We start from the raw sequence: 16399 nt of genomic DNA, 5'->3' as shown, positions 1-16399 counted from the left end.
CTTATTATCGCTATAAATTTAATTTATACCCTGTATTTGCAGTATAAACTGGCAAAATGTTCAATAAATTGGTATAAATGCCGGCTTAAATTTAGCACCCCTGTCATATAAGTAGTCTAAACTCTGTGAGTATTTTTTATTTATGTGTGTATCCAAATCTTTAAAGGAAAAGTTCATGGCCAAACAAACCATAACAGTGATCAAAGGCGACGGCATCGGCCCAAGCATTATCGACTCAGCACTTGAAATACTAAAAGCCGCAGGATGCGATTTTGATTATGAATTTGTTGACGCTGGCCTCGCTGCGCTTGAAAAAACGGGCGAATTGCTTCCACAAGAGACAATTGACACGATTGCTAAAAATAAAATCACTTTAAAAGGTCCATTAACGACCCCTGTAGGCGAAGGCTTTACATCAATCAATGTAACACTTCGTAAACAGTTTGGTTTATACGCTAATGTTCGTCCTGTGAAGTCGTTCGCAGGTACTAAAGCACGTTACGATGACATTGATATTATTACTGTTCGTGAAAATACCCAAGGTATGTACTCAGGTGCAGGTCAAGTAGTGAGTGCTGATGGCAACGAAGCTGAGGCAATGTCTGTTATCACGCGTGAAGGCGCTGAAAAAATCGTTACTTTTGCATACGAGTTAGCTGTACGCGAAGGCCGTAAAAAAGTAACCGCTGTTCATAAAGCAAATATTTTAAAATCAACATCGGGTTTGTTCTTAAAAGTTGCTCGTGAAGTGGCTGAACGTTACCCTGAGATTGAATCAACTGAAATGATTGTTGATGCAACCTGTATGAAACTAGTAATGACACCGGAAGAGTTTGACGTAATTGTAACGACTAACCTATTCGGCGATATTTTATCTGATTTATGTGCTGGTTTAGTTGGTGGTTTAGGCATGGCGCCTGGTGCTAACATTGGTGAAAATGCGGCTATCTTTGAAGCTGTTCACGGTAGCGCACCTGATATTGCAGGTAAAAACCTAGCAAATCCAACGTCAGTTATTTTAGCGTCTATTCAAATGCTAGAGCATTTAAATATGGGCGATACGGCAGAGCGCATTCGTAGCGCAGTGGCTGATGTAATTAAATCAGGCGACCGTACTACTCGCGATTTAGGCGGCAGCCATGGTACAACTGACTTCACTCAGTCAGTAATCGACCGTCTGTAACAAGTATAATTGAATTATAAAGCCAACATCTGTTGGCTTTTTTTATGCCTGCTCAAAACCGCCTGTATCACTTTAATGTAATTAATGTGTATTTAAGCTCCCTACTCCTTAAAATTAAAAATGCATAATTTCTGCTTTTAACGTGAGAATACTTCATAGCAATTAGAATTTAAGATTAAAAAAGATATAAAAATGAATTTTTAATCCAAAAACTTTAGTTTTGGGTTGACATGAGCGCGCAAAAGCCTTAAAAATAACCACATACAAAAATTGTAATTTAAACAGCATTTTATTTTAAAGAGCAACACATTATGAACACACAATTTCGTCTTTTAGTCTTACTCGTACTGGTCTTAGTGATAAGCCCAGCGGGGATGTATTAAAAGGTGAAACATGCTTTTTTAAACCCTCGCACTACGCGGGGGTTTTTTTTTTGCATAAATCAGTCAACAGAGGAATGAGGATGAGTAAACAAGAATATAATGGCTCTGAATTGGTTGTTAAGTCATTAAAAGAGTTAAACGTTAAGTATATATTCGGTTACCCCGGTGGCTCAGTATTAGACTTATATGATGCGCTATTTCAGCAAGATGATATTGAACATATTTTAGTCCGTCACGAACAGGCCGCCACACACATGGCCGATGGTTACGCAAGAGCAACCGGTGAAGTCGGTGTTGTACTTGCCACTTCTGGACCAGGGGCAACAAACTGTGTAACAGGCATAGCAACTGCGTATATGGATTCTATTCCGATGGTGGTGTTATCAGGTCAAGTGCCAACCAACTTAATTGGTGATGACGCGTTTCAAGAAACGGATATTGTTGGCTGCTCTCGCCCTATCGTAAAGCATAGCTTTAATTGTAGAAGCGCTAGTGAAATTCCCAATATTCTTGCTAAAGCCTTTTATATTGCCAGCTCAGGTCGCCCAGGCCCAGTTGTCGTTGAACTTCCTAAAGACATGCTTAATCCTGAGCTAACCTTTGCTTATAACTTTCCAGCGGCAACAGAACTCAGAACCTACAACCCTAATACCAAGGGTCACTCTAAACAAATTCGTAAGGCCGTTGCTGCTATTTTAGAAGCGAAAAAGCTGGTTATTTATTCTGGTGGCGGAATTGTGCTTTCAAATACATCAGAGCAACTAACCCACTTAGTCGAATCGCTTAATGCCCCTATTACCAATACCCTAATGGGACTAGGCGGTATATCAGGCATTCATCCTAACTTTATTGGTATGTTGGGTATGCACGGTACATTAGAAGCAAATAAAGCCATGGCCAATGCTGATGTTATTTTAGCCCTTGGCGCACGATTCGATGATCGGGTTACCAATAACGTACAAAAGTTTTGCCCTAATGCCACTATCGTGCATGTAGATGTCGATCCGACTTCAATTTCCAAAACCATAAAAGCACATATTCCGGTTGTTGGCTGTTTAGCCACGGTACTTGAACAGTTACAAACTGCTATAGATAAAAGCCCAATAAAAATAGACCGCAGTGCACAAGAAGATTGGTGGCGACAGGTGATCAGTTGGCGCGAACAAAAATGCTTAAACTACAATACCGATGGCGATAAAATTAAACCTCAAGCAGTTATAGAGGCTATTTATAAAGCGACTAATGGTGATGCTTATGTCAGTTCAGATGTGGGCCAACACCAAATGTTTGCGGCGCAGTATTATCCATTTAAGCACCCTCGTCAGTGGATCAACTCAGGCGGCTTAGGCACCATGGGCTTTGGTTTACCGGCTGCAATGGGGGTTAAGCTCGCCTTTCCTGATAAAGAGTCTTTATGTGTGACTGGCGACGGCTCTATTCAAATGAACATTCAAGAGCTTTCTACCTGTTTACAATACAACTTAGCGGTAAAAGTGATCTCGTTAAATAACCGTTCACTAGGTATGGTTAGACAATGGCAAGATATGATTTATGGCGGCAGACACTCCTCTTCCTATATGGAATCACTTCCTGACTTTGTAAAACTTGTACAAAGCTACGGCCATGTAGGAATACGAGTCAATACACTGGATGAATTACAGCCAGCAATAGACAAAGCCATGTCGATAACCGATAGATTAGTGTTTTTAGATATTTTAGTAGACGAAAAAGAACATGTTTATCCGATGCAAATTAAGCACGGTGGCATCGATGAAATGTGGTTAAGAAAAGGAGTAAAGGCATAATGCGTCGTATATTATCTATATTATTAGAAAATGAACCCGGTGCGTTATCACGTATAGTGGGGCTTTTTTCTCAACGAGCTTACAACATTGATAGTTTAACTGTTGGAACCACTGATGATGAATCACTCTCGCGTATTACTGTCACCACTAAAGGCGATGATAGAATTGTTGAGCAAATCACCAAACAGGTAAATAAACTGGTCGATGTACTTAAGGTGATTGATTTAACCGAAATGAGCCACATAGAGCGCGAACTGTTATTAGTAAAAGTATTTGCTCAAGATGAAGCTACGCGAGCTGCTGTAACGCGGGTTGTAGATGTATTTCAGGGCGCTATTTTAGATATGGGGCGTCAAAGTTACAGCCTACAATTGGTAAGCAGTACCGATAAAATAGAGTCGTTTTTAGATACCTTACGTCATGAAACAGACATTATAGAAGTGGTTCGCTCTGGCGCGGTCGGCATTGGTCGCGGAGATAAGGCGCTTAAAGCTAAATAAGCGTTAAATTTACGGCAAAAAAAAGGGCTTAATAGCCCTTTTATTATTTTTATAAACCTAAACCTTATAGGTTTACTTGGTCTTTAAGACCTTTACCTGGTTTAAAGCTTGGAATAGTCGCTGCTGAAATTTGGATTTCTGCACCTGTTTGTGGGTTACGACCTGTGCGAGCAGCACGTTCTTTAACTGAAAAAGTACCAAAACCAACTAATGCAACAGAGTTGCCTTCTTTTAGTGAAGAAGTTACAGCGCCTGTGAATGCATCAAGTGCACGTGTAGCGGCTGCTTTAGAGATTTCTGCGTCAGTAGAGATTTTTTCAACTAGTTGAGCTTTGTTCATTATTAGATTCCTATTCGTTATTATTTTGCCTTCGCAAATCCTATCTTTATGCATTTTCGAAGAGTTAGCAACAGCAAATTACGTTTTTTAACTTAAATACTAAAAAATTAGTAAAATTATAGTAATTCACTGTAAAATACAGCGAGTTGGTTTAACAAAAACTTAATTTAAGCACAAATATAGTGCAGCTATGCACTGTGATGAGTCGCTATATTTTTTCAATTACTAAGGTCACTTCCCCGACCTCAACGCCAAACTTAACAATAGATGTGCGGTTTATCAAGCGCGTGTTGGTGACTAAATACATCCAATCGTCAAAGTTAACCTCAAAAGTGCTGCCATCATAAGGAATTTCCACATTGTAGTTCCAATGAAAAACACTGCCTTCACTTTTGCCTGTGGCCGTACCTAAAACATCAGAAGCAGTACCGGTTAACGTGTTGTCGTCGTTTAAGGTTATTTTCCAAATACGTTTTTGGGTTTCGCCGTCATCATAAACGAAGTCTTCCTCAATAACGCCTTGGTTGCCATCCCACGTAGCGCTCAAGTCTACAACAAGCTTACGGGTTAATTCGCCTTTAAAGTCTTGTACAACACCGTAGGCTTTTAAGTCGCCGCTAAAAAAAGTCTTAAAATCGAAATTAGGCTCTGAGCCTTTGTAGTGCTCTACACTCGGCGCTGAACAACTTGCAATAAAGAAGCTTACTACCAGCAGCAAAGTTACTTTGATACGTTTTAGATTAATCATATTAAATCCCTAAAAGTTGATTTCTAATCGATGGTTCTGAGGTGTTCTCACTTAGCCAAATAGCTAAAAAGTCATCTGCAAAAGTGGTGTCTTCTATGCGGCCTATTTCATTGTCATTGTGAAAGAAAATACTGTGTCCTTGCTGATCGGTCAGTAAGGTTAACGATTCACCCTTTTTAATGTCTGGCCATATCGCTAATAATTTATCTGCATAGCGAGCTGATAATTGTGATTTACCTAAATGTTGCCATTGCTCTTTAGTGGCTTTTACAATGTCTTTAGCATCAAAGTCTCGCAGGTAAGTTAAAGTAAATTTAACTGGCGTTTGCTTGGGACTATAAGATCCAGAGGGAGTAAAAAGCGTTGCATCATAAACATCCCAAAAAAGGTATTCCATACGTGCCTCGCCCACTTTGTTAAACTGGGTATCAGCATAAGCAGCATGGTTAAACAGGGCATAAATTAGTACTAAATTTAAAAGCGTTTTCATAATCAGCTCCAAGCAGTAAATACAATTGTTTTATTGCTTAATAAACGCGCCAATTTTACCGTTAATAAATAAAATAACGCTAAACGTTGCAGCCCATAAAGCACCGTATAACGGCCAAAATTGCCATAGCGGCAAGCCGAGTTCTAACACGTCGAATCGCGCCCCCGCCCAGTAACTTCCTGGTGCAAACGCTAAACATACAATAAACGCTTGCCAAGGTTTAAGGGTTGTTAAAAACGACATTGAGGTGTTAATACATAGCAATAAAGCAGCCCATAAAAACACTAACCAAAGCGGAAATGGCGCTACTTTAAATTCAATCAGACCGAACTTAACCGCGATAAATTCACTTAGTAAGGCTAGTGGTAAGCACTTTAGAAGCAAAAAAGCATCCTGTTTTTTTTGCGCTGACAAATAAAACATTAATGCAATGATAACAGTTGAATAGATAAGTGAGTGCTGTTCAAGCAGTAGGCATAAAAACCACACTACTTGAAACAGAACAAAATTAATAAGCGAGTGCAATCTCATCATTACTACTCGTAAAACGGGGTTTGCGTGCCATTAAATGTACTGTGCTTGTTGCGCGAGTTCTAAATGCGCCCTCGCAATAAGCAAAATAAAATAGCCATAAACGATAAAATCGCTCATCAAATTTATTACTATCGAGGTTTGGCCAACTTGCAATGAAACGATCTCGCCAATCAGCAAGGGTTCTTGCGTAGTGAACACCAATATCGTTAACTGTGTGGATATTCATATCGGTATGATTTTTTATTTGCTCACTCATTTCGTTGAGCGAAGGCAAACACCCACCAGGGAAAATATACTGCTGAATAAAGTCAGAATTTTTTAAATAATGTTGGTAACGCTGATCGCTAATTGTAATTGCTTGAATAAGCATAGCACCATCGTCTTTTAATAGCTGACCGCACTGAGTGAAAAAACTAGGCAAGTACTCATGACCAACCGCTTCTATCATCTCAATTGATACTAGCTTATCGTATTTACCGGTTAGTAAACGGTAATCTTGTTTGAGCAAGGTTATTTTGTTTTCAAGCCCAAGCTCTTTAATTTTATTTGCTACATAATCGTGCTGCTCATCAGAGATGGTAGTGGTTGTTACATGGCATTCGTAGTGAGTAGCCGCGTAAATTGCAAATGCTCCCCAACCTGTACCAATTTCAATGACGGTGTCGCCTTGTTGTAACTCGACTTGTTCACAAATACGCTGTAGTTTGTATTGCTGTGCTTGCTCGAGGGTGGCGTTTTTACTTGGGTATACGGCACTTGAATAAAGCATTTCTTTGCTTAAAAAAGACTCGTATAAGTCATTGCCTAAGTCGTAATGTGCAACAATATTCTTTTTAGAGCCCGAGTGAGAATTTTTATTTTTAATGTGGTTTATACGATGAGCAAGGTTACTAAAAAAAGCGAATTTCTTTTCAAACGCGTCTAGTTGGTCTTGGTTAATTGCAAAAATTTCGATTAAGCGAGTTAAGTTATCACACTGCCACTGCCCTAATATGTAAGATTCTCCCGCGCCAATACTTCCCGACAGCGCAAATGCTTTATACATAGCAGTATCATTAACGGTTACCGTTACTTTAAGCTCTGATGACGTATCGCCAAATACAGACTGCTGATTATTGTCTACAAGCACTATTTGACCTGTATCAATTGACGAGAACGCTTTAAACACTAACTTTTTATAAAAATTAGTAAACCAACTGGTGCGTTCCTGAACGCGTAAGCTCGATACCTTTTCCATATACTTACCTATATTATTGTTATTACTTATAAAACAACATAAATTAAATTTAAAGTTTGCCTGAATGACCTAAAAAAGGGACTTTTTTAACAAACAATTTAAATGCCTGATAGTAAATACCTCTGAAAATAGACCATGTCATTGCAGGAAAGCGCTTCAACAACTTGCTCATTTGTTTATTGCACAAGGGTTGGCGCTGTAACCTTAACGAAGCATCAAAAAGTAGTTCTTCATCTCGCTTATTTTCTATACGTATCAGTATATTGTCTTTCTTTTGTCGAACAGTCCAATGATAGTTCATATCCAAATTCATAAAGGGTGATACGGAAAAAACTTTCTTAAAGTTCACTTTTTTTTGTAGTGGAACCAAGTAGTAATGTCGCTCATTCCATGGGGTATTACTTACCTCGGCCACCATGTAGCTAAATTGATTATCGTCATGGCCAAAAAAATAAAAATTAACGGGGCTAAAGTAAATACCCAAGCAGCGTAATTGCCCTAGCAGGTACACATGGCTAAATTTCTCATCTACCCCTAACTGGGCTAACTGCGCATGAGCTCGCTCTATGATGGGCTGATGATGACTATCGGGTAACCCTTTTAAATAATCAGATTGCTCAAACTTCAATGCTTTAAACCCTGAAGTTCCAAGCTGCTTATGGACGCCATTAAGCGCATGAGTATTATTTAAATCAACCCACATCATATAAAGCGGGTAGTTAAACGCGTGATGTTTAACAGCAAAACGGCGATGTTTAACATCGCCTAAATACACTGCATTAGTCAAACTCTACTCCAAGTTGTTTTGCAACATCGACGGCACTGCGCACACCATCCTCATGAAAACCGTTGTACCAATACGCTCCGCAAAAGTACGTGTTATTTTGTCCATCAACGGTATGCTTTTGCTGTTGAGCGGCAATAGATAATTGATTAAATACCGGATGATGATAGGTAAATTCACGTAAAATTTTACTCTGATTAATACCTTCTAAGTGGTTCAAGGTAACGCAGAACTGTGTATCTGATTTGATCCCTTGCAGTATATTCATTTGATAAGTAACCACCGCCGCTTTATCGGTATTGTTATTGAGCAAATAATTCCAACTTGCCCATGCGGCTTTTCTATCTGGTAATAGTGAAACATCGGTATGCAATACCACCGAGTTCTCAGTGTATGGAATAGCACCCAACACCTTATTTTCTTGCTCGCAGGCATCACCAAGTAACGCTAACGCTTGATCTGAATGACACGCAAAAATAACCTTATCAAACAGGGCTTGCTGGCCATCAGCAAATGTAATGGTGGCTCCCTGCTCGTCTCTGGTTACCGATTTAATGTCAGTGTTTAACTGTATTTTATCAGCAAAACCAGCTATCAACGGTTTAATGTATTCACGAGAGCCACCGGGAATAACGTACCATTGAGGTCTATTGGTAATGTCTAGCAAACCATGGTTAAAGAAAAACTTTACAAAAAACTCAACCCCTACATTTTCCATTTCTTTAATGCTAGTAGACCAAATGGCAGCACCCATAGGTAAAATGTAGTGATATTTAAAGAAATCATTAAAACGATGTTGTTGTAATAATTGACCTAGTGATTGCTCTGTGTAGTGACCTTTTGCGTGCAAAGCCTTACATAACTTATTAAAACGCACGATGTCATACAATAAACGCCAAAATTTAGGTCTAACTATATTTCTGCGTTGAGCAAATAAACTACTAAATGTATGCCCATTGTATTCAAAGCCGGTTGCCTCGTTATGCACACTAAAACTCATTTGGGTCGGTTTACGTTTCACACCAATGCGTTTAAGCAACTTTTCAAAATAAGGATACGTTCTATCATTAAATACAATAAACCCCGTATCTATCGCGTAATTAATACCGCTGTGCTCTACATCTACAGTTGCGGTGTGACCACCAATATAATCATTTTTTTCAAATAATGTGACATCGTAATGCTTGTGCAGTAAATGTCCGCAGGTTAAACCTGATACGCCAGTCCCAATTATTGCTATTTTTTTCAACGGGTTAATCCTTTTGCAATTTTAAGCCAAAGCGAAAGTGGCAATATTCGCAATGCTTTAAGTATAAATGTAAAACGATAGGGGAAATGAACTTCTTTGCGGCGTTTGTTAACGCCTTTTATTATATAGTCAGCCGCTTTTTCGGCTGTAACAGCCATCGGCATAGGAAAATCATTTTTGTCTGTAAGCGGTGTTTTTACAAAACCAGGGTGTACTAGTGTTACATCAACATCGTTTAAATCAACCGCAAGGGTTTTAGCTAAATAGCTAACGCCAGCCTTTGATGCACCGTAGGCTTCTGAACGTGGTAATGGTAAATAAGTAACACTTGAACTAACCATTACTAATTGCCCGCCAGAGACTATTTTTGGCAAAAGCGCCTCTAAGCAGTAACCCATTGATAACAAATTAACGTTAATAACACGCTCAAATAAGGCGCTATCAAAATTACGTGCATCGTCAACATACTCGCAGTTGCCAGCGTTAAGAATTACGCGGTCAAATTGAGTGTACCCTAACGTTGCCGCTTTTATATCTTGCAAATTGGTTGCATCAAACTGGCAGGTTTCTATGTTGTTATGTTTGGCAAGTTCAGCGAGCTTTTGCGTATTACGCCCGCAGGCGATCACTGTATCACCCTGATCGGCATACTTAATAGCAAGTTGCTCACCAATACCCGACGTTGCACCTGTAATAAGGGTAATCATAGTTAACCAGCCCTTTTATCAATAAAATTAATAATGTTGCCCAGTAATGGAATATGCTTATACAAAAGCTCTCCAGCGTTAAAGTAATCGCGGTGATTAATAATTTTCGCACCTTCAAATACTAGTTTACTGTGCCCTTGCACTGAAATTGTATTGCCCGCGTTAAGTTTTGGGTGAGAATAATGCATTGTCCAGTATACAAATGCATTATTATCGTTGGTAAATGAGTCGGTTATGTCAAATCGACAATGCTTAACATTACTATATAAACCACAAAAATAACGCCTTAAATCTTCAAGGCCATTAATCTCGTGCAGCGGATCTATAAAGTGAATGTTTTGAGCGTAAATTTCAGTTAATAACTCTAGGTTATCTTTATCAAGCTTTTGATATATTTCTACAAATTTATCGACTGATAATTGGTTATCCATATCACACCTTAAATGCAGCTAAAGCCCTCGCTCGTGCCGCTTTATGATCAACTATTGCTGGCCAGTAACAGTGTTCACTTTGTCCCGTTGCTGCTAAGTAAGTATGTGGGAAATGAATGTGTTTATCTGGCACTTTTTGTAATTCAGGCAGATATTTACGGATAAAATCACCATTTGGATCAAAGCGTTCGCTTTGGGTAATGGGGTTGAATACCCTAAAGTAAGGTTGTGCGTCACAGCCGGTACTTGCAGCCCATTGCCAACCACCATTGTTTGAGGCTAAATCGCCATCAATAAGATGCTGCATAAAAAACTGCTCGCCTTTGCGCCAATCAATCAGTAGGTGCTTAGTTAAAAAACTCGCAACCACCATTCTTAAACGATTATGCATCCAGCCTGTTTGCAATAGCTGTTGCATGGCGGCATCAACAAGTGGATAGCCTGTACGGCCTTCGCACCATTGCTTAAACTCAGCGTCACTGTCACGCCAACTCACACTATCGTACTTTTCGTTAAAATTGGCACCGCGTGAAAGTTTTGGAAATTCAGCAATTAAATGTTTATAAAATTCACGCCAGATCAGCTCGTTAACCCAGGTAAACGTTTTACTTTTTGAGGTGGTCAGTATATCGGGGTAATGTTGTTGTATATTAACCATTAATTGTTTACTACTAACAACCCCTAATGCTAAATAGGGGCTTAAACCCGATGTTCCTTTTACACTAGGTATATCGCGTACATCATCATAACTTGCTAATTTATCATGGATAAAATTATCGACCACATTAGCTAAAGTGTCGTCATCAACCGGCCATTTTTTTGAGCTGTCATCACTGCTGAGTAATTCACACGATTCAATCTCAATAGGATTTGAAGATAATGGCCACGGCACCAAGCTAAAGTGAGTATCTTGATACTGTTTTAGCCACGCCCGCTTAAAGGGCGTAAACACTTTATACATTTCGTTGTTTTGTGTGCGTACACTGCCAACAGGTGCAATGATATCACCCTCGTATAAAGTAAATGTTATTTGCTGTTGATCGCATTGCGCTTGAATCGCTTTATCTCTATTAAACTCATTAAGTTCATATTCTTTATTGGCTATTATGTGTTTAATCTCATACTGCTGACAAAAATCGAGAAGCTTAGTTTGGCAGTCTGTGAAATAAGGAGCCTCTATCACGTGTAAATTAATGCCATACTCAGCTAATTTTTCACGGATATAACTGACTCTGCGTTTTAGTAAGTCAATTTGAATTGGGGCAGTATTATGCTGTGCCCATTGTTTTTCGCACACAAAAAAAATGGCGTGTTTAGCACCATTATTTAGCGCTTCAATAAGCGCTTCGTTAGAAAAAAGGCGCAAATCGCGCCTAAACCAAAATAGTGTATTCATTACAAACCGTAACGTAGCTTAAGTTCATTAGGATAAGGGTTAAAGTATATTTGCTTGCTTAAATACTCATTCGGGTGAACCTTTAAATGATGTTTAAGCAAGGTTAGTGGTACATAAAGCGGCACCAACCCTTGGCGATACTCGTCAATTGCATCTCGCATTTCTTCTTTTTCGATTTTTGATAAATCTTTTTTGAAGTAACCTTGCAAATGCATCAACGTGTTAGAATTATTTTTTCTTGAAGCAGGTCGTTTAAGCGCGGTCATTAAACCTAAAATGTACTCGTCGGCTAGAGCATTAACATCGTCACCTACAAACGTTCCAAGTAGATTGCCTAAATCACGATACGCTTGATAATTATGAGCCATTAACAAGTATTTGTATTGAGCATGGAACTGGGTCAAACGATGTACAGTAACCGGCTCTTTCACTAACTGTTGCCAGTTATGTAATGTATAAACACGCATTACAAAATTCTCGCGTAAATGAACGTCATTTAAACGTCCATTTTCTTCGCAAGGTAGTAAAGGATTGTGTTTCATGATTTGTTCAGCAAAGAAGCCAACGCCCTCAGAGGTGTTACCCGTTCCTGCTTCATTGTAGATTTTTACCCGCTCCATGCCACAGCTTGGGCTCTTAGCACAAAAAACGAATCCACTTAGATGCCCCGCTTGTTCTGTAGCTATTTTTTTACCGTACTCTGTGAGCTGCGGGCCAACATCTCCCGTACCATCCGGACGACACACTTTAATAGTATCGCCTGTTTTTACTTGACGAATTGTTGGACGGGGTATTGGTAAGCCAACCGCAACCTCAGGACAATACATTTTATATTCAACATGTTTTGCCAGCTCTTCCATACAAAAGTTAGATTTTTTGTGGCCGCTGTCAAATCTTACCTTTTCGCCTGCTAAGCAGGCGCTAATACCTATTTTTATTGTATCTGTTTGCATAGATTCTCTTAATAAATCAAGCCACCAATTGGGTTAAGTAACTTGCTAAGTCCTTTATTAAAATGTAGCGCACTACTAACAACAGTAAAGCACAAACATCCCTCTTTTGTTAAAGGAGTATGTTGATGACGGCCATCTTGCCAAATAAAATCACCTGGTACATAACTGCCTTCTTCATCTGTAAATTCGCCATCAAGAAGTAACGTAACTTCAAAACCTGTATGTGTATGCTCAGGAATTTCGCCGCCTGCGTCTATGTGCAATAAACTCGAGCGCAAATGCCCATCGTCAAGCGCTATACGTGAACGAGCAAGCTTACCTACTTGTGTAAATTTGCTATAAGAAATACGTGTTAATGCTCTTGGTAAGCTGTAATTATGGTCATTCACATCAATAGTAACAGGTTCAACAGCATAAACTTCATCAATCGAATCGTCTGACGTGATTAATTCAAGCAACCCTGAGTCCGCTATATCGTCGCTTTGCTCATCGTTATTAACATTCATGTTGTCACTAAACACTGCTTTTGCATTACTTGCCTCGAGTTTTTCAACCTCAGCTTGGCATATTGGGCACATGTCTACATGAATAGATACGGCTAAGCTTAGTGATGCGGGAAGTGTTGCTGCACAGTATTGTGTAAGTAGTGTTTCACTCGGGTGATGTTTAATCATGCTGATCTCCCATTTCATTACGTAATTTCTGCAAGGCTAAACGTAATCGTGATTTTACCGTGCCTACTGGAATGTTTAATTGTTGAGCAAGCTGCTCTTGCGACATATCTTGAAAGTAAACACCGCGTACCACTTCTCTTTGTGCTTGTGGCAGTTTATCTAGGTAGCGCTTAATTTGTTTATCTTCAAGGTGGTCACTGTATTCGTGATGTGTATCTTCTGATTCATTCAATAACGGCCAGATGTCTTCGCTAATATTTTCTTCTTTGTTGCTTTTCATCTTTCGAAGCATATCAAAGGACGCATTACGCATTACCGTATAAACCCACGTAGTGGCTGCGCCTTTGTCGCTGTTGTACAAATGCGCTTTTCGCCACACTGAAGTGAGCGTTTCTTGCACCAACTCCATTGCTTGGGCTTCTACACCAAACTGCTTAATGCCAAAGCGCTTGATCTTTGGTGCAAAATATTCAAACAAGTACGCGAAAGATTTTTTATCGCGAGATTGGGCTACATTAACTAATGCTTCCCTGAGCTCCGTACTTGGCGTTTCTGGCATGGCAGTATACTTACCTGTGTTAGGTTCACAACGTAATATTTGTTGTTGACTTACCATAGTAAAATGTCCCGTTATAGCTTTTGTAAGTACCACTACGAGCTAAGAATATAAGCGGATCATAATTATTTTAGGCAAATTCATTATTAATCACAGTATGGAGGAAATTCAGCAAGTTATCAAAATTAGTTTCAAATGCAAGTTGTTGTTTTTTCTCAATAGAAATAGGGAGAAGCTCAAGCCATCTGGCAACAACCCAAGTAAGTTGATTAAACTGGGTATGTTTATAAAGAGACTGTAGCTGTGGATTATTAGAGAATACTTCTTCTAATGCCACTTGAAGTAGTTGATGTTCGCCAATGTCATGATTACTGCTATTGTACCAATAAGGTGTATTGCACGCAGAGACCTCACCATAGCGTAACTCCTGTTCGTCTTGGTACACGTTATCTAGTTGCACACTTTTTGATGCAAAAACATCAATCAACAGCATACCGCTTTCGTCTTGGTCGAAATCAATAATATCCATTAAACACCCTTGGGCGCTTATATTAAATGGTGTGTCGTGTTCGAAGGTGCAAAGTACAAAACCGCTGTTTGTTTTTAATGCGTTTTTAACCATCGTCAAATAACGAGGCTCAAATATACGTAATCGCGTATAGCCTTCAGGTAATATAAAAATAGGTAATGGGAAAATCGCACGTTTCATAAAGTCTACTTCTTTCAAACACTCTGCCTTTATTTACGTGCGCTCTATTGAAGTCGATCAGCTTTAGTTACATCGATTGTTTTACCGTGTAAGTGCATTCGCTAATTAAACCTCGTTCCCACATTTTTTATCATGTAAGCGATGTAATATACACTCAGTACACTTGCCACTGGCGCCAACATCAGAGCTAACAATTCGAACTCGCTGTTCATCACTTATTCCCTATTTTTATTGCTTTTGTTGTGTTTTTACTACAAGTTGCTTTTCATCAATGCCACTATTATCAACAACTGGGCTGGTTTGTAATAAACCATCTAAAATAGCGTGGGCATCAAAAGAAACAGCTTCTTTTACTGACTGTTCAAGTTCATAGGTTGCTTGTGATACATAAGTAGACACTGTTTTAGTTAGCATATCTGTAATATTTAAATCGACTTCTGTCGCGTTAACCTGAGTTGAGCCTAATACAAGTAAGCTTGCGATTGTCATGTTGATTGAAGTTTTCATAATAGTATTCCTTGTTTGTTTATTGGTAAGTACGCTTAGTTACAATCAAGGGCTATGCCATAATGGAAAAACTTTATAAATCATTGTTTTAAAATTAAATAAATAAATTTAAAAGAAATCCACAAAATCTAGATTAGTAATTTTGACCAATGAATTTAAAAATAAAACCAAATAATAGTGTGTTTGTTAATGTTCAGTAAATTAATGACTTTATTTCGTATTTGAAAGTTTCAGCGTACACCTGTACACTAAAAATCATTCGGAAAGTGGTAGGATCTGTTATGTCTGTTGAAGCTCCCTATTCTAAAAAAGAAGAGCTGTTAAATGTTATTAGTCATGCCTTAGGCATTGTATTTGCTGCTTTTGTTTTTTGGGATTTAGTTAAACAAACTAATAGTGTGAAAAGCTATGCCAGTACTCTGATATACGGCAGTAGCTTACTAATTTTATTTTTGTCCTCTACACTTTATCACGCCAGTGTGCGCCCAAGATTGAGAGCGTTTTACAAAAAATGTGATCATTGCGCCATCTATTTACTGATTGCAGGCACCTACACGCCCTTTTTGTTGCTGTCGTTATCTGGGCTCTGGTCTTGGGCTACCTTAGCCTTTATTTGGACAGTAGCGTTTGCAGGCATCGCTTATAAGCTATTGGTTAAAAATGGCAATAAAAAAGTATCACTGGCTACTTATTTATTAATGGGATGGTTTGCATTAGCCATTGTGTATCCGCTTTATTTAAACGTGCCTATCAATGCACTTTATTGGCTATTAGCTGGCGGCTTATTTTATAGTGTAGGTACTATTTTTTATAGTGCTAAAAGCACTCAATATAGCCATGCTATTTGGCACCTTTTTGTTATTGCTGGATGTGTTAGCCATTATATTTCGATCAGTAACTATGTTTATTAGGCTGGTTAAGCCATTTAGATTAGTCTGGTTTGAGCGATAAACAGACGGTCGCTCAAACTCGTTTTTGGACAGAACCAAGTTAGATTTTATACTCTAATCCAGTGTCGTCAGATAACTCCATGTATAGAACGACTGCGTTCGGTAAGATTGTTTTCTTGAAATAAGTAAGGCTTTCTTACTCTAGATGACTCCTCTGGCTCTGCCATAAAATTACAACTCAATTTAAGGCTAAAGTAGAGTCCTTAAGTGGCTAAAAACATTCCAATGGGGTTATTATATTGAAAAATGCATTTTTGATATAA

The 16399-nt window shown here is 38.8% G+C and carries 19 protein-coding genes; 4 read left to right on the top strand and 15 right to left on the bottom strand.

Translation table 11 applies throughout. The annotated features are described in order from the left end of the window. Nucleotides 1-175: 175 nt before the first annotated feature. The 3 genes from LOC50_RS14555 (at nt 176) to ilvN (ending at nt 3871) form a co-directional block, all read left to right on the top strand. Nucleotides 176-1183 carry an isocitrate dehydrogenase gene (locus LOC50_RS14555; protein WP_036983988.1) on the top strand — a complete coding sequence of 336 codons (1008 nt, stop codon included), beginning with the start codon at nt 176-178 and terminating at the stop codon, nt 1181-1183. A 463-nt stretch (nt 1184-1646) separates the two neighbouring features. Further along, the gene (locus tag LOC50_RS14550; protein WP_069439709.1) at nt 1647-3371 is read left to right on the top strand and encodes an acetolactate synthase 3 large subunit; all 1725 of its coding nucleotides are present in this window, start codon (nt 1647-1649) and stop codon (nt 3369-3371) included. Further along, nucleotides 3371-3871: an acetolactate synthase small subunit gene (ilvN, locus tag LOC50_RS14545; RefSeq protein ID WP_013463265.1), complete on the top strand. Its 501-nt coding sequence runs from the start codon at nt 3371-3373 to the stop codon at nt 3869-3871. Before LOC50_RS14550 ends, ilvN begins: the two co-directional genes overlap by 1 nt. 64 nt (nt 3872-3935) lie before the next feature. Here the strand turns inward: ilvN and LOC50_RS14540 are convergent, their stop codons facing one another. The 15 genes from LOC50_RS14540 to LOC50_RS14470 all read right to left on the bottom strand — a co-directional run bounded on the left by LOC50_RS14540 (nt 3936) and on the right by LOC50_RS14470 (nt 15186). Next, nucleotides 3936-4211: an HU family DNA-binding protein gene (locus LOC50_RS14540; protein ID WP_008112559.1), complete on the bottom strand. Its 276-nt coding sequence runs from the start codon at nt 4209-4211 to the stop codon at nt 3936-3938. A gap of 208 nt (nt 4212-4419) precedes the next feature. Next, nucleotides 4420-4959: a DUF3833 domain-containing protein gene (locus LOC50_RS14535; RefSeq protein ID WP_013463264.1), complete on the bottom strand. Its 540-nt coding sequence runs from the start codon at nt 4957-4959 to the stop codon at nt 4420-4422. 1 nt (nt 4960) lies between these two features. Next, nucleotides 4961-5449 carry a chalcone isomerase family protein gene (locus LOC50_RS14530; RefSeq protein WP_013463263.1) on the bottom strand — a complete coding sequence of 163 codons (489 nt, stop codon included), beginning with the start codon at nt 5447-5449 and terminating at the stop codon, nt 4961-4963. Between the two features lie 30 nt (nt 5450-5479). Further along, complete coding sequence (locus tag LOC50_RS14525) at nt 5480-5980, bottom strand: DUF2878 domain-containing protein (RefSeq protein ID WP_138627510.1); 501 nt, start codon at nt 5978-5980, stop codon at nt 5480-5482. Then, complete coding sequence (locus LOC50_RS14520; RefSeq protein WP_250654055.1) at nt 5958-7220, bottom strand: SAM-dependent methyltransferase; 1263 nt, start codon at nt 7218-7220, stop codon at nt 5958-5960. Before LOC50_RS14520 ends, LOC50_RS14525 begins: the two co-directional genes overlap by 23 nt. Before the next feature lie 49 nt (nt 7221-7269). Beyond that, nucleotides 7270-8007, bottom strand: coding sequence for a DUF1365 domain-containing protein (locus LOC50_RS14515; RefSeq protein ID WP_036983984.1), 738 nt, complete (start codon nt 8005-8007; stop codon nt 7270-7272). Then, nucleotides 8000-9253 (bottom strand): NAD(P)/FAD-dependent oxidoreductase, encoded by a 1254-nt coding sequence (locus tag LOC50_RS14510; protein ID WP_250654054.1) that lies wholly within the window; start codon nt 9251-9253, stop codon nt 8000-8002. The genes LOC50_RS14515 and LOC50_RS14510 overlap by 8 nt, the downstream gene beginning before the upstream one ends. Beyond that, on the bottom strand, nt 9250-9960 hold the full coding sequence (locus LOC50_RS14505; RefSeq protein ID WP_250654053.1) for an SDR family NAD(P)-dependent oxidoreductase: 711 nt from the start codon (nt 9958-9960) through the stop codon (nt 9250-9252). Before LOC50_RS14505 ends, LOC50_RS14510 begins: the two co-directional genes overlap by 4 nt. A 2-nt stretch (nt 9961-9962) precedes the next feature. After that, on the bottom strand, nt 9963-10391 hold the full coding sequence (locus LOC50_RS14500; protein WP_069439705.1) for a nuclear transport factor 2 family protein: 429 nt from the start codon (nt 10389-10391) through the stop codon (nt 9963-9965). A gap of 1 nt (nt 10392) precedes the next feature. Beyond that, a complete protein-coding gene (gene phrB, locus LOC50_RS14495) occupies nt 10393-11787 on the bottom strand; it encodes a deoxyribodipyrimidine photo-lyase (protein WP_069439704.1) in 1395 nt (464 codons plus the stop codon). After that, a complete protein-coding gene (locus LOC50_RS14490; RefSeq protein ID WP_036983978.1) occupies nt 11787-12740 on the bottom strand; it encodes a YbgA family protein in 954 nt (317 codons plus the stop codon). The genes phrB and LOC50_RS14490 overlap by 1 nt, the downstream gene beginning before the upstream one ends. An 8-nt stretch (nt 12741-12748) precedes the next feature. Next, on the bottom strand, nt 12749-13414 hold the full coding sequence (locus LOC50_RS14485) for a ChrR family anti-sigma-E factor (protein ID WP_036983977.1): 666 nt from the start codon (nt 13412-13414) through the stop codon (nt 12749-12751). Further along, nucleotides 13407-14030, bottom strand: a complete 624-nt coding sequence (locus LOC50_RS14480) for a sigma-70 family RNA polymerase sigma factor (protein WP_036983976.1) — start codon at nt 14028-14030, stop codon at nt 13407-13409. The genes LOC50_RS14485 and LOC50_RS14480 overlap by 8 nt, the downstream gene beginning before the upstream one ends. A gap of 70 nt (nt 14031-14100) precedes the next feature. Then, a complete protein-coding gene (locus tag LOC50_RS14475; protein ID WP_051498263.1) occupies nt 14101-14697 on the bottom strand; it encodes an LON peptidase substrate-binding domain-containing protein in 597 nt (198 codons plus the stop codon). A 210-nt stretch (nt 14698-14907) separates the two neighbouring features. Then, on the bottom strand, nt 14908-15186 hold the full coding sequence (locus tag LOC50_RS14470; RefSeq protein ID WP_036983975.1) for a hypothetical protein: 279 nt from the start codon (nt 15184-15186) through the stop codon (nt 14908-14910). Between the two features lie 281 nt (nt 15187-15467). On the opposite strand from LOC50_RS14470, the gene trhA reads away from it, so the two are divergent. Next, nucleotides 15468-16097 carry a PAQR family membrane homeostasis protein TrhA gene (gene trhA, locus LOC50_RS14465; protein WP_250654052.1) on the top strand — a complete coding sequence of 210 codons (630 nt, stop codon included), beginning with the start codon at nt 15468-15470 and terminating at the stop codon, nt 16095-16097. Nucleotides 16098-16399: the final 302 nt, after the last annotated feature.

Source organism: Pseudoalteromonas sp. SCSIO 43095, from assembly GCF_023650455.1.
GTDB classification, from domain to species: Bacteria; Pseudomonadota; Gammaproteobacteria; order Enterobacterales; family Alteromonadaceae; genus Pseudoalteromonas; species Pseudoalteromonas tetraodonis.
The sequence above is the reverse complement of the archived record's forward strand: the minus strand, read 5'-3'. Positions and strand labels throughout refer to the sequence as shown.

Excerpts from the sequence above, each read along its gene's own strand:
- LOC50_RS14555 (WP_036983988.1), top strand. The coding sequence starts at position 176 with ATGGCCAAACAAACCATAACAGTGATCAAAGGCGACGGCATCGGCCCA.
- LOC50_RS14550 (WP_069439709.1), top strand. The coding sequence starts at position 1,647 with ATGAGTAAACAAGAATATAATGGCTCTGAATTGGTTGTTAAGTCATTA.
- ilvN (WP_013463265.1), top strand. The coding sequence starts at position 3,371 with ATGCGTCGTATATTATCTATATTATTAGAAAATGAACCCGGTGCGTTA.
- LOC50_RS14540 (WP_008112559.1), bottom strand. The coding sequence starts at position 4,211 with ATGAACAAAGCTCAACTAGTTGAAAAAATCTCTACTGACGCAGAAATC.
- LOC50_RS14535 (WP_013463264.1), bottom strand. The coding sequence starts at position 4,959 with ATGATTAATCTAAAACGTATCAAAGTAACTTTGCTGCTGGTAGTAAGC.
- LOC50_RS14530 (WP_013463263.1), bottom strand. The coding sequence starts at position 5,449 with ATGAAAACGCTTTTAAATTTAGTACTAATTTATGCCCTGTTTAACCAT.
- LOC50_RS14525 (WP_138627510.1), bottom strand. The coding sequence starts at position 5,980 with ATGAGATTGCACTCGCTTATTAATTTTGTTCTGTTTCAAGTAGTGTGG.
- LOC50_RS14520 (WP_250654055.1), bottom strand. The coding sequence starts at position 7,220 with ATGGAAAAGGTATCGAGCTTACGCGTTCAGGAACGCACCAGTTGGTTT.
- LOC50_RS14505 (WP_250654053.1), bottom strand. The coding sequence starts at position 9,960 with ATGATTACCCTTATTACAGGTGCAACGTCGGGTATTGGTGAGCAACTT.
- LOC50_RS14500 (WP_069439705.1), bottom strand. The coding sequence starts at position 10,391 with ATGGATAACCAATTATCAGTCGATAAATTTGTAGAAATATATCAAAAG.
- phrB (WP_069439704.1), bottom strand. The coding sequence starts at position 11,787 with ATGAATACACTATTTTGGTTTAGGCGCGATTTGCGCCTTTTTTCTAAC.
- LOC50_RS14490 (WP_036983978.1), bottom strand. The coding sequence starts at position 12,740 with ATGCAAACAGATACAATAAAAATAGGTATTAGCGCCTGCTTAGCAGGC.
- LOC50_RS14485 (WP_036983977.1), bottom strand. The coding sequence starts at position 13,414 with ATGATTAAACATCACCCGAGTGAAACACTACTTACACAATACTGTGCA.
- LOC50_RS14480 (WP_036983976.1), bottom strand. The coding sequence starts at position 14,030 with ATGGTAAGTCAACAACAAATATTACGTTGTGAACCTAACACAGGTAAG.
- LOC50_RS14470 (WP_036983975.1), bottom strand. The coding sequence starts at position 15,186 with ATGAAAACTTCAATCAACATGACAATCGCAAGCTTACTTGTATTAGGC.
- trhA (WP_250654052.1), top strand. The coding sequence starts at position 15,468 with ATGTCTGTTGAAGCTCCCTATTCTAAAAAAGAAGAGCTGTTAAATGTT.